The organism is Sediminibacterium sp. KACHI17 (genome assembly GCF_040362915.1).
Classification (GTDB): Bacteria; Bacteroidota; Bacteroidia; order Chitinophagales; family Chitinophagaceae; genus Sediminibacterium.
In genome coordinates this window covers 2,607,777-2,622,858 of record NZ_AP029612.1, presented here as the reverse complement: position 1 = coordinate 2,622,858, position 15,082 = coordinate 2,607,777, and the positions used below count along the sequence as shown (strand labels likewise).

The window sequence follows — 15,082 nt, the reverse complement described above, 5'->3', positions numbered from 1 at the left end:
AGTTTAAGGTTTATAGAAGTGTTAAATTTAGACAGCAGCGGGCAAAAAAACGCTGTTTGGCAGAGAAAAAACAGGGTTTGAAACACAGATTTTTTTTATTTATCTATGTAATGAGCTGTAAATTAAATTGAAATGATTTTGTTTACGATTTCAAAATTTACCGACTGAATTTCCTGCTGTTGGTTCAACAAGTTTTCTCCGATTTCTACTTTTTCCTTAAATGTAAGATCAAAACAGGCAACAGTATTAGATTGGTAAGTGTTCCGGTAACCAACGTTAATGAAGTGAGCCAACCAAGTGCCTTGGTACCACCAAAATCGCTGATACAAAAAATAATAAAGCCTGCGATCAACACCAACGAAGTGTAGATAATACTGATACCCGTATGTTTGATCGTTTGCACCAAGGTTTGTGGTACTTGATAATTATAGTGCGGCAATTCCTGTTTATAGTTGATCAGAAAACGAATGGTTACATCAATGGCTATTCCCAATGCCACGCTGAAAACCAGTACTGTTGAAGGTTTCAAAGCAATACCTGCCCAACCCATCACTCCCGCAGTAATGAGTAGCGGAATTAAATTAGGGATGAGAGAACAAAACAATATTCTGATCGAACGAAACAGATACAGCATACAAAGTGTGATCAACAAAAAGGCCCAGAAAATACTTTCTTTCAATCCTTTGATAATAAAACTAGAGCCCTCCAAAAAAGTGATACTACTGCCGGTAAATGTGATATGATATGAAGCAGTATCAAATATTTCTCTCGCCTTTTTTTCATAGTCAGCGATCAACAATGGCAACTTCACACTGCCAACATCTTTCATGTTAACAGTAATGCGAGCTACTTGCTTACTACTATCCATAAAACTGCTGATGATCTTGCCCACACCTGTCTCTGAGGCTTTGCCACTATCAGATGATTGACGCAGATAAGGACCCATGAAAGCAAGATCTCCTTCATAAGGAATATCATAACTCAAAATATCTCCATCATAATATGCTTGCTTGGCAAACTTTAATCCTTCCGCAAATGACAGTGGTCTGGCTGCCTCCGGACTTGCACCAATATAAGCAGAAAGTTCATCGATCTTTGAGATGGGTCTGGTAGTTCTGAGTAAACCATTTTTCTTTTTCGTATCAATCAAAATCTCCAGTGGCATCACACCCCCAAAATTTTGTTCAAACCATTTCAGATCGGTATATATTTTATCTTGTTTCGGAAGATCATCTACAATAAACCCTTCGCTCTTTAATCTGAATAAGCCCGCTATTGCAACTAAGCTTAAAACGATCGTGACACCATATACCCAACGTGCATGATGGAAGGTCCATCTTTCAATTCTTACTAATAACTTTTCTAAAAATTTATTATCAAGATAACGTACATGTTTTGGTTGAGGAGGTTTTGTATAACTGAGAACAACCGGTATAAAGATCAGTGATATAAGAAACAACGCCATGATATTGATACCAGCTACAGCACCAAATTCTTGTAACAATGCACTTTTCGTTAAAGCAAATACTGCAAAGCCAATCGCTGCTGCAATATTGCAAAACAGTGTTACGATACCCATTCTACCAACCATCGTAACCAAAGCCTTTTCTTTATCACCTGTATCACGATAAGCAGTATGATACTTATTGAGAAAGTAAATACAATTCGGAATACCAATGACTACAATCAAAGGTGGTATCAATGCTGTAAGCAAAGTGATCTTATAACCTAACAGAACGATCGTACCCAAACTCCATACTACACCTATTCCTACAACGATCAAACTCATGAGCATCGCACTAAAAGATCGAAAGAACAGAAGTAAGGTAATAGCAGATAATAACAATGAACCGATCAAAAACCAATTCATTTCATCTTTGATCCGATTACCGATCGTTGTTCTGATGTAAGGAAGTCCACTTACATGTAATTCCGAATGTGTTTTTTCTTCAAACAACTTCAATTGTGCAGTAATATCATTGATGAGTCTGGTTCTGCTTTTACTGTTGATGGTATCCGCATTTACAGAAACTCCCATTAAATACGCATTGGAAGAGTCACTGTATAAAAGTGTTTTATAAAAAGGAAGATTCTCAAAGATCATTCTGCTACTATCCAGTAATGCCTGATCAGTATAAGGCGTATTGAATATTTTTTCAGGTACCAGTTTTGAATTTTCACGATCGTTTCTAAGACTCACTGCATCGGGAATACTCAGAACACCTGTAACACCTTTTATCTTTTTTATTTCCTGATGAAGTTTTGCTACTTCATTAAAATAATTTGTTTGATAAAATGAATCAGTATCAAAACCAACCACCATCATGTTTCCATCTCCGCCAAATTTTTTGAGGAAAGATTGATAGTCTTGGTATTTCGGATTATCAGTAGGGATGGCTCGGGTAAACTCATAACTTAATTTCACCTGTGTCGAATAATAAGTCATGATTCCCGTTGCGAGGATCAACAATAACAATAATGAAAATCTATACTTTAAAATAAATTGACCAAGTCGATACCACATTTTGCAAATAGTCTTTTTCTTAATATATAATCAATAGATCGTGTGTGAATAATATTGTAGTAATAGCTCTACAAAGAAAAGAAGAATCTGTCACATAGAAATAACATCACAGAGCGCCTTTAGTTATGTAGATTGCATTGTCCTATGAAAGCTGTTGCAGAAAATCGGAATCCTATCCGCCCGATTTCTGATTAACATCTTATATCCAATATCCATGACTCCCCAAAGGTACACATACCATGTTGTGCTCTTGCTTTGTTGTCTATATACCTCTTCTATGGTAAAAGGGCAAGGCACTTGTTCAAGCAGTGCGTTAGCGCCTGTTTTTTCACAGACATTCGGACAAGGTGCTAATTCTTCTTCCAAGACAACAGTTCCTTCTGGTTTTACTACCAATTATTCATTCCAAAGCAGTGGCGCATTAGATGATGGCAGATATATTGTAACACCTCGTGTTCAAAACTCCGGAAGAGGTGATTGGGCTGTAGGCACAGACCATACCGGCAATTCCAATGGTAATATGTTTCTGGTAAATGCAGGTACCGGTGGTTCTGTTTTCTTTACACAACAGGTCGATAATCTTTGTCCAGGTTCTACGTATAATTTTTCTGCATGGCTTGCGAATGTTAATACAACAAGTAATACACTACCCATTTGTGGAAGTGGTTATGTGTATCCGAATGTTACTTTCAATATCAAAAATACTTCAGGCACCATACTGGGCACGTATAATACAGGAAATCTTCCACTTACAGCCAATCGTTCTGTAGCGCCCAACTGGCAGCAATATGGTTTTAGTTTTGCTTTGCCTTCAGGTACTACTTCATTGATCCTAGAAATGGTGGACGCATATGGAGGTCAGCCTCAGTGTGGTAATGATCTTGCAATTGATGATATTCTTTTTACTGCCTGTACTCCCACTGCTACTATTTCATTCAGCAATGGAACTACTGTTTGTGCAGGAACAAGTACAACCATCAATGCGTCTATTGTCAACAACCCTTTTACATCACCTGCCTATCAATGGCAGAAAAGTACAGATGGTGGCACTACTTGGTCAAACATCGGAACTGCCGGTACTTCTAACAGCTATACGATCAATAATATCACTAGCACCGATGGGGCTGCATATCGTGTGATAGTTGGTCCGGATGTAGCCAGTTTATCTTCTAGCACCTGCATCACAGCATCGGCTGCTGTATCACTTACCGTTGCATCTGTAAAACTGAATGATGATGTGATTGAATGTAATAATGGTATTACCAGCTATTCTTCTTCTGATCCATATTATAAGGTTACCTATAGCAATAATAATGTAGGCAATACTTATCTATGGTCAGTGTCCAGTTCTGGTTCATGGAGTTTTCAAGGTGCACACAATCCTTCTTCACAATATCCCCGTTTTCAATTCAACAGTTCAGCTGCTTATGCTGTGAGCGTTCAGTTCACAACCAATGGTGTGAGTTGTAGCGACACACAGGTTGTATTTAAAAATGCGGTGGCACTTGCGAGTATTTTGAATTCAAAAGACACGTCTATTTGTTATAATACAAATTCAGTACCACTGTCGGGCAGTGTTTCCTATGTTACCAATAACTATTCGTGGAGTACATCAGGTACAGGTACATTTTCAAATGCCAACTCGCTTAATCCAACGTATACACCCAGTCTTGCAGATAAAGTAAGTGGTTTAGTAAAACTTTACTTCACAGGTACTTCTACTTATAATGCTACCGGCAACTGCGGAAGCAATACCAGCAAGGATTCTATGATATTGCGCATTTATCCGAATAATACAGGAACCAACACAACTACTGCTATTTGCTCTAATCAATTGTTTACACATAATCCATCATCTACTCAGCCCGGCAGTACTTTTTTATGGAGCTCTGCTTTTACGAGTGGTACGGGTAGTGGAAATACTGCAAGCGGTTCGGGTAGTATCAGTGACCGTTTGGTTAATGCTTCTTCATCAAGTGCAGCGGTAGTAACGTATACCATCACTCCGTATTATGGAGGTTGTGCAGGAGTGCCTTATACAGTGACAGTTACTGTGAATCCGAATCCTGCCCTTACCATTACGAACAATACAACTGAAATATGTTCTGGTATTGCTACTAATATTCAATTGAGCAGTTCTTTATCGGGGTCTTTATTTTCCTGGACATCTTCCATTGTTTCTGGTAGTGCAAGTGGCCAGTCATCTAGTGGTGCTGCATCATCGGTTAATACAATTGCAGATATCATTACAAATACATCTACATCAAATGCAATTGTTCGCTACCGTATTACAACCGTTTCTCCAAATGGCTGTACAGGTATTGATTCAACAGATATCACTATCAAACCCAATCCAACAATCGCTGCTGCGGGTATTGATCAACAACTATGTAATCTTGCATCTACACAACTCAATGCCAATACACCTGTTGTTGGAACCGGAATATGGAGCATGGCATCTGGACCTTCAACAGTAACATTCAGTAATGCTTCACTTGCCTCCAGTACTGTCAGCGGATTGGTTCCTGGAACTTATGTATTTGTTTGGAGTATTGCTAATAGCCCTTGTACTGTTTCAAGAGATAGTGTAAATGTGATCATTAGTCCGGAAACAGTTGCAGGTACACTTTCCAGTAATATGAATGTTTGCTTTGGTACTAATTCAGGCACACTTACACTTTCAGGTTATACCGGTACTATTATTCGCTGGGAGTCTTCAACTAATAATGGTGCAAGCTGGACATCCATTACCAACACAAATAATTCGCATTCATTTAATAACCTTACCACATCTACGATCTTCAGAGCCGTTGTTCAAAGTGGCAGTTGCAGTATTCAGTTTTCAAATACGATCACTGTTACAGTTGACCCACTGACAGTGCCGGGCACACTCAGCGGTACTACAACAGTTTGCTCTGGTAGTAATTCAGGTATTCTCACACTCAGCGGATATACTGGAAATATTATTCGTTGGGAAGCTTCTACAGATGGCGGTCTTACTTGGCCTATAAGCTATGCAGTCAATACAAATACCTATACTTTCAGCAATCTCACTCAGACCACTACATTTAGAGCAGTTGTACAAAGCGGTAGTTGTACAACAGAATACAGCAATGCTATTACCGTTACTGTTTCTCCACTTACAGTTCCTGGTACATTAGCCAGCAATGCCACTGTTTGTTCAACTGCAAACAATGGCTCACTGACACTGAGTGGTTATAATGGTACTATTTTGCAATGGGAGTCTTCAGTGAATAACGGAAGTAGTTGGTCTGTTATCTCAAATACCAGTAACACACAGAATTATAATAATCTAACTACAACAACACAATATAGAGTTAGTGTACAGAGTGGCGTTTGTGCTCCTCAGTATTCCAATACAGTTACCATTACAGTTATTCCACCTGTTGAAACACCAAATGCGGGAAATGATTTTGGTGTATGTAATGTAGCTGCAATCACTTTGAATGCCACACCCCCTTCCTCAGGGAGTGGAAGCTGGTTACTGATCAATGGTCCATCAGCGGTAAGTTTCACCAATGCAGCCGATGCTCATACCACAGTGAATGGCCTGATTGCAGGTACTTATCAGTTTGAGTGGACAACCAGCAATGGTGTTTGTACAAATTTAAAAGACACTGTTATTGTTACTGTTTATCCCGCTACTGTTCCGGGTACGTTATCCGCCAGCACTACTGTTTGTGCAACAGCTAATAGCGGCACTTTATCTCTTGCTGGTTTTACAGGTAATATCCTTCAGTGGGAAGCTTCTACTGATAATGGAACTACTTGGGCTACTATTCCTAATACTACCAATACCCTTAATTTCACCAATCTTTCAGCAACTACTCAATACAGAGTGTCTGTACAAAGTGGTGTTTGTACGCCTCTGTATTCTAACATCATTACTGTTACTGTATTACCTGCTGTTACTACCGCTAATGCAGGTACTGATACACATGTTTGTTTCACTACAGCTACTATCCTTGCTGCCAACACTCCGGTGAATGGTACAGGTACATGGTCTGTTCTTACTGGAGCTCCTTCAACCGTTACTTTTACCAATCCTAATAATCCCAATTCAACTGTCAATGGATTAGTAGTTGGTACTTATCAGTTTGTATGGACCATCTCAAATGGCTCTTGTGTGGATTCAAGAGATACTGTTGCCATTACTGTTGATCCTCAAACTGTACCCGGTACTTTATCTGCCAGCACTACTGTTTGTGCAACAGCTAATAGTGGTACATTATCTCTGGCTGGTTTTACAGGTAATATCCTTCATTGGGAAGCTTCTACTGATAATGGAACTACTTGGGCTACTATTCCTAATACTACCAATACCCTTAATTTCACCAATCTTTCAGCAACTACTCAATACAGAGTGTCTGTACAAAGTGGTGTTTGTACGCCTCTGTATTCTAACATCATTACTGTTACTGTATTACCTGCTGTTACTACCGCTAATGCAGGTACTGATACACATGTTTGTTTCACTACAGCTACTATCCTTGCTGCCAACACTCCGGTGAATGGTACAGGTACATGGTCTGTTCTTACTGGAGCTCCTTCATCCGTTACTTTTACCAATCCTAATAATCCCAATTCAACTGTCAATGGATTAGTAGTTGGTACTTATCAGTTTGTATGGACCATCTCAAATGGCTCTTGTGTGGATTCAAGAGATACTGTTGCCATTACTGTTGATCCTCAAACTGTACCCGGTACTTTATCTGCCAGCACTACTGTTTGTGCAACAGCTAATAGCGGCACTTTATCTCTCGCTGGTTTTACAGGTAATATCCTTCAGTGGGAAGCTTCTACTGATAATGGAACTACTTGGGCTACTATTCCTAATACTACCAATACTCTCAATTTCACCAATCTTTCAGCAACTACTCAATACAGAGTGTCTGTACAAAGTGGTGTTTGTGCGCCTCAGTATTCTAACATCGTTACTGTTACTGTATTACCTGCTGTTACTACCGCTAATGCAGGTGCCGATCAGTCAGTTTGTAATGTTACCGGAATCACTTTGAATGGTAATAATCCCACATCAGGAGCAGGTATGTGGTCTGTTCTTCCAGGAGCACCTTCAACTGTTACTTTTACCAATGCTGCCAGTCACAACACGACTGTAACAGGAATGGTTGCAGGAACTTATCAATTTGTATGGACCATTTCGAATGGTACTTGTATAGATTCAAAAGACACTGTACAAGTTGTGATTCACCCTCCTACAATACCTGGAAACATTACTGCAGAAGCAACCGTTTGTGCCATCTCTAATAACGGAACACTCACTTTGAGTGGTAACACCGGTAATATTGTAAGATGGGAATCTTCCATTGATTATGGTGCATCTTGGACTACGCTGAGTAATACTACCAATACGGTGAATTATAACAACCTTAGTTCAACAACTACATTTAGAGCTGCTGTTCAGAACCAGAATTGTCCGACATTATATACCAATCTCAATACCATTACAGTTTTACAACCTGTAACACCAGCCAATGCAGGACCTGATACGACCTTCATTAATGGTGTATCAAGTTATACGCTCAATGGCAATATGCCTTCTTCTGGAACAGGTGTATGGTCGGTTGTACCAGGTGCTACTTCACCACTCAATTTTTCAGGTATTACAAATCCAAAAGCTACTATTACAGGCCTAGACTATGTGCATGGAACGCCACCTACAGATGGAAAATATTTGCTGGTATGGACGATCTCTAATGGTTATTGTCCTGTTTCGAGAGATACCATGCAGATCACAGTGCAGCCTCCTACGAATCCAGGTGTTATTGGTCCGGATGCCGTTGTTTGTACAGGTAATAACAGTGGTACATTACAGCTAACTGACTATCTGGGAACCATTCTGCAGTGGGAGTTATCCGTTAACAATGGTGTTACATGGAATGTAATTTCTTCTACGATAGGCACCAATCAAGATACATATACTTACAATAATCTTACCCAGACTACCCTATTCAGAGCGCTGGTAAAAAATGGTGTAGGAGCAGAATTATATTCAGGTATTGCTGCCACTGTTACAGTACTTGAACTGGTAACTCCTGCCAATGCCGGTCCAGACCAATTATTATGTAATACAACATCAACAACACTTGCAGGTAATACGCCTACATCAGGAATGGGAACCTGGTCTGCACTTCCAGGTAACCCTACCGTTGCTTCTTTCTCAAATGCTGCAGACCCTAACAGTGTTATCAGTGGTTTAAGTTTTGGTACTTATTATTTTGTATGGACTATTTCGAATGGTATTTGTTCAGATTCACAGGATACAGTAGCCATCACTATACAACAACCAACTGTTGCCGGTACTATCAGTGCGGATAATACTGTATGTGTCACCAGCAATAACGGAACCTTACAGCTTACCGGCTTCTTCGGAAGTATTGTACAAACTGAATATTCTACAGATAATGGTATCACATGGACAGGTATTACGAATACCGCCAACCAAAGCACTATCAGCTATACCAATCTTACACAAACGACACAGTATCGCAGTCAGATAAAAAATGGTGTTTGTCCTGCTCTTGCTACGAATATTGTTACGGTTACTGTATTGCCAGAAGTTACTCCGGCCAATGCAGGTGCTGATCAGGTACTATGTAATACAACTGCTGCTACACTAAATGCTAACAATCCATCATCAGGAACAGGCATGTGGACAATTCTTCCTGGTGCACCGTCTATTGTAAGTTTCACCAATGCCGCAAATCCGTCAACAACGGTGAATGGACTTAGTTCTGGTACTTATCGTTTTGCATGGACTATTTCAAATACGCTTTGTTCCAGTTCTTCTGACACTGTTGAAATACGTATCATCCCTCCGACTGTTGCAGCCAACCTAGTAGCTTCTGCCACTGTTTGTGCTACCAACAATACTGACATACTCACGCTAGCTGGTCATAATGGCAATATCATCCGTTGGGAATATTCAATCAATAACGGCGGATCATGGACCAATATTTCCAATACAACGAACACCTATACTTACAATAACCTTAATACTACGACTACTTACAGAGCACTTAACCAGAATGAAATTTGTCCGGCATTGTATTCCAATGAAGTAACGGTGACAGTGATTCCTCCTGTTACGACAGCCAATGCAGGAACAGATCAAGTATTGTGTAATGTAAATGCAGTAACACTCAATGGTAATACACCCGTTTCCGGTACAGGTACATGGACCCTTGCCACTGGTGCACCTTCGAGCATCACTTTTACCAATGCAAATGATCCAAACACTACCGTGAATGGACTTACATATGGAACTTATTATTTCATCTGGACGATTGGCAATGGAATGTGTGCTCCTTCAACTGATACTGTTGCTGTAAGAATTGTATCTCCAACCATTGCTGGCAACCTCGTGGCATCTGCCACTGTTTGTGCTACCAATAATACCGATATACTCGCGCTGTCTGGTCATAATGGCAATATCATTCGTTGGGAATATTCAATCAATAATAGCGGATCATGGACCAATATCTCCAATACAACGAATACCTATACTTATAATAATCTCAATACTACGACTACTTACAGAGCACTTAATCAAAATGAAATTTGTCCGGCATTGTATTCCAATGAAGTAACAGTTACTGTTATCCAGCCCGTTACTACTGCTAATGCAGGTAATGATCAGGTATTGTGTAACGTAAATACTATTACACTGAATGGTAACTCACCTGTATCAGGTACCGGTACATGGACCCTTGCTGCCGGTGCACCATCAACTATCAACTTCACCAATGCTAATGATCCGAATACAACAGTGAATGGACTTACACATGGTATTTACCATTTTATCTGGACTATCGGTAATGGAATGTGTACTCCTTCTGTTGATACCGTTATCGTAAGAATTGATCCACCAACCATTCCTGGATCATTGGTCGCAGATGCTACTGTATGTGCTACTGCTAATAGCAATATACTTTCTCTTAGTGGAAATACAGGTGCGATATTGAGATGGGAGTTTTCTGTTTTAGGTAGTAGTTCATGGACAAGTATTGCCAACACTACGAATACACTGACTTATAACAACCTGAATACCACCACCAGTTATCGCGTTGCAGTACAGAGTGGTTCATGTAACACGCTTTATTCAAACAATGTAACTATTACTGTTTTACAACCTGTTACTCCTGCCAATGCTGGTATGGATCAGGTACTGTGTAATGCATCGACTACTGTATTGGAAGGCAATATGCCGGTATCTGGTACAGGTACATGGACATATATATCAGGACCAACTACTCCTGTTTTCGCGAATGCAGCAGATCCTCGTACAGCTGTAAATGGACTCACGGTTGGAACTTATGCTTTTGTATGGACCATCACCAATAACCTTTGTGTGGATTCAAAAGATACAGTTCAAGTTACGATTGCACCACTAACTGTTCCCGGAGTGTTGTCATCAAATGCTACTGTATGTACAGGAACCAATAACGGTTCTCTTCAATTAAGCGGAACAACAGGGACCATTTTACATTGGGAATACTCTACTGATAATGGAGTTTCATGGACAGTATTATCAAATACATCCAATACATACACCTATAATAATCTAACAGTGTCTACACTATTTAGAGTGTTGGTACAAAATAGTGTTTGTGCAACAGCGTACTCAAACCCTGTACAGATCACAGTAATGCAGCAAGTAACCACTGCTGTTGCAGGTTTATCACAGGCTTTGTGTAATACCACTACCGGTAGACTAGAAGGTAATACTCCTTCTTCAGGTGTGGGTATGTGGAGTCAGGTTGCAGGACCCACAACAGCCATCTTTAACAATGCAGGACTTGCTGCAACGAATATTTCAGGGCTTAGTACAGGTACGTATCGTTTCGCTTGGACCATTTCAAATGCTGTATGCCCTTCTTCGAGCAATGAAGTTGACATCAGAATTGATCCTTCTACTTCTGCGGGTGTATTATCTGGTAATGATACTGTTTGTACCAATATCAATACAGGTACTTTATCCATCACCAATTATACAGGAACCATCATCAGATGGGAAAGCTCAATTGATAATGGCGCAAACTGGAACCCGATCAATACCACACAGAATACTTATAGCTATACCAATCTAACTACAACTACCCGATTCAGGGTATTGGTACAAAGTGGAGTTTGTGCTTCCCTCTATTCAAATACAGTTACCATCACTGTAAATCCGTTAACAGTGGGTGGACATATCGCAGCGAATGATACTGTTTGTGTTACATCTAATAACGGCACATTACAACTTACCAATTATGTAGGAGATCTTATCCGCTGGGAATCTTCCATTAATAATGGTGATAGTTGGACATTGATCAATTATACAGGTGACCAATACAGTTTTAATAACCTGCTTTCAACAACCCTGTTCAGGGTAATGGTACAAAGTGGTGTTTGTTCTGCAGCATTTAGTGATACTGTGAACATAGTTGTTGATGCAGCTACCGTAGCAGGAACCATTAGTGGTGCCGATACAGTTTGTTATAACAACAATTCGGGACTGATCATTTTATCAGGCAAACTGGGAAGCGTTGTTCAGTGGGAATCTTCTGAAAATAGTGGTATTACCTGGAACTCGATCAATGCTCAGCTAGCTGATACAATTCGTTACACCAATCTCCAACGTACTACTTTATACCGGACCATGGTGAAAAATGGTACTTGTGGAGTGATGTACACTGCTCCTGTAGAAATAGCCGTTGTTGCACCTGTGACTACTGCTGATGCAGGCTCCGATATAATCGTTTGTAACGCTGCTAACTTTACAAGCCTGAGAGCCAATACTCCTTTATCAGGAACTGGCATGTGGAAGCAAATAGCAGGACCGAATGATGTATCAATTGCAGATCGAACAAACCCCAATACTGCTATTTCAGGATTGATACCAGGTACCTATGCATTCGCATGGGAAATATCCAATGGTATTTGTGTAAGTTCTTCTGACACAGTATCTGTAAAAGTGGATCAAACAATTGCAGACTTTACTTTGTCAGGAGTCAATAACTGCGGAAACACGATTTACAAGTTCAATGATCGTAGCCGTTCCAATTTTGATATCGCAACTTGGAAATGGAGCATCGCTCCGGGTGATACTGTTTATCAAAAAGAGAACAGTATCAGATTTACGACTGAAGGCACTTATACAATGAGCCTGAGTGTAGTAAGTAATATTGGTTGTGTAAATACTTTACAGGCACAGTTCACAGTCAATGTCTTTGAATTTCCACAGGTAGATATTGATGCCATCAGGGATGTGTGTAAGGGACAATTAATACAAATGTCTCCTATCCTAAATTCAAAAGATACCATCGCTATGTTATTATGGAATTTAGGTAATGGTACCAGAAGTACTGATTCATTGATTGCTGTTCGTTATCTCATCGATGGAAAATATACAGTTCGATTGACTGCAACAACTGTAAACAATTGTTTTGATTCTGCTTACAAAGCAATGACGGTGCATCCACTTCCTGTTATTAATATCACACCTAATAGTACTATTTGTAAAGGCGATTCTATTCGCCTGGTTGCATCAGGTGCTATGAATTATATCTGGTTCGATCAACTTAACAATATCACTTCAAGCGGCCCGAATACAAATATTGTTCGCCCTTCCAGAACTACTTCAGTACGCGTAATAGGTTATGACGAACATGGTTGTAGCGAAGTGAAGTCAACCAATATCCGTGTCATACAACCGTTGAAAATGTTCACTGCACAAGGAGATACCTTATGCATAGGCGAAAGCAAACAGCTCATTGCTACAGGCGCCAACAGTTACAAATGGTATCCCGAAACCGGATTGAATAATACACAGGTAGCCAACCCTATCGCAAGACCGGTTGAAACAACTGTGTACAATGTGATTGGTAAAGATGCTTATAACTGTTTTACAGACACTGCACAGATCAAGATAGTGGTTGGCCGCCCTACACCTATCAATATTGGTAGCGATACCATTATCACAGCAGGTACCAGTTTACAACTAAGGGTTTTATCAACCAATGCTATCAATGCAGGTAATGATCAAATTAAAAAGTGGCGCTGGGGTGGCGATGTATCGATCAGTTGTCCTACATGCCCCACTCCAGAAGTGAAACTTTCCAATGATGCCTGCATATCCTGTACGGTAGTGAATAACTACGGTTGTGTAAGCACCGATACTCTTTGTATCAAAACACTTTGTCCTACCACTGAATTATTCGTTCCAAACGCATTCTCTCCAGATGGCGATGGAGTAAACGATGTATTGCTGGTTCAGGGTAAGGGTATTAAAATGATCAAAAGCTTTAGAATATACAACCGATGGGGACAGCTGATTTTTGAAAAGGCAAATTTCTTACCCGGTGATCCTGCCTATGCATGGAATGGAACAGCATTCGGCAAAGCAGTAACACCGGATGTATTTGTATATGTATCTGAAGTCATCTGTGAAAAAGGATTACCAACCATATTTAAAGGAAACATAACCATACTCAAATGAACAGAAATTCTACCCTTCGCTTTATTGCCATCATAGCAATATTCATCTCTGGTAAAGTTTATGGACAAGATTTTACCTTCTCACAATTTTATGAACAACCTTTGCTACGCAACCCTGCTTTAGCAGGTGTTTTCACTGGTGATATCAGGGCTTCCCTAGCACACAGAAGTCAGTGGGGCAGTGTTACTGTTCCGTACAAAACATCGTCAATGAGTATAGAACATAAAATTCCAATGGGTGGGAAAAACGATTTTTTAACCATTGCCTCCCAGATGAGTATTGATGTTGCGGGAGATCTTCGCTTGAGAAGAACACAAATACTTCCCGCAATCAATTATCACAAATCATTGAGTAACGATGCTGATACTTATCTTTCATTGGCCTTTATGGGTGGACCTGTCTCCAGTCAGTTCGATGCCTCTAAACTAAAAATGGGTGACCAGTTTCGTGGTGGAGAATATAATGCGTCCAACCCTACTGCACAGCGAATCACAAATTCCGGTTATTCATATTGGGATCTCAGCACCGGTTTATCATTGAGCACTTCTTTTAACGATAAAACCAGGGTATATGTAGCTGCTGGTTTATCACATGTAACCAATCCTACCATCAAATCCGTTACAGGATCTACAGAAAATTTTCTTTCACCCAGACTCTCTTTTAATGCAGGTATCAACGCACCATCAGGTGAGCGCAGCAGAATCATGGGTTTCATAGATTATTTTACCCAAAACAGTAATAAGCAAATACTTGGAGGTGTATTATATGGAATGACGATCAGAGAATATGATGATGGCAATGAACCTGATCTGTTCTACATTGGAAGTTTTATGCGTTGGGGTGATGCCTTAATACCTACTGTAAAAATGGAGTTTGAGCATTTCAGTATTGGTGTCAGTTATGATGTGAATATATCGAAACTAAAAGTAGTATCGAACTGGAGAGGCGGGCTTGAATTAACAGCAACCTATCGCGGATTTCTGAAAATCAGAAACTCTACCGTAGATAAAACAAGATGCGTTAGATTTTAGTGG

Annotated in this window: 3 protein-coding genes; 2 read left to right on the top strand and 1 reads right to left on the bottom strand. The window is 40.0% G+C overall.

Translation table 11 applies throughout. From position 1 onward, the window contains the following. Nucleotides 1–205: 205 nt before the first annotated feature. Complete coding sequence (locus ABXG83_RS11630) at nt 206–2,446, bottom strand: MMPL family transporter (RefSeq protein ID WP_353549038.1); 2,241 nt, start codon at nt 2,444–2,446, stop codon at nt 206–208. A gap of 355 nt (nt 2,447–2,801) precedes the next feature. Here ABXG83_RS11630 and ABXG83_RS11625 point away from each other — a divergent pair, with 355 nt between their 5' ends. Beyond that, on the top strand, nt 2,802–14,048 hold the full coding sequence (locus ABXG83_RS11625) for a PKD-like domain-containing protein (RefSeq protein ID WP_353549037.1): 11,247 nt from the start codon (nt 2,802–2,804) through the stop codon (nt 14,046–14,048). Next, the gene (locus tag ABXG83_RS11620; RefSeq protein ID WP_353549036.1) at nt 14,045–15,079 is read left to right on the top strand and encodes a PorP/SprF family type IX secretion system membrane protein; all 1,035 of its coding nucleotides are present in this window, start codon (nt 14,045–14,047) and stop codon (nt 15,077–15,079) included. Before ABXG83_RS11625 ends, ABXG83_RS11620 begins: the two co-directional genes overlap by 4 nt. Nucleotides 15,080–15,082: the final 3 nt, after the last annotated feature.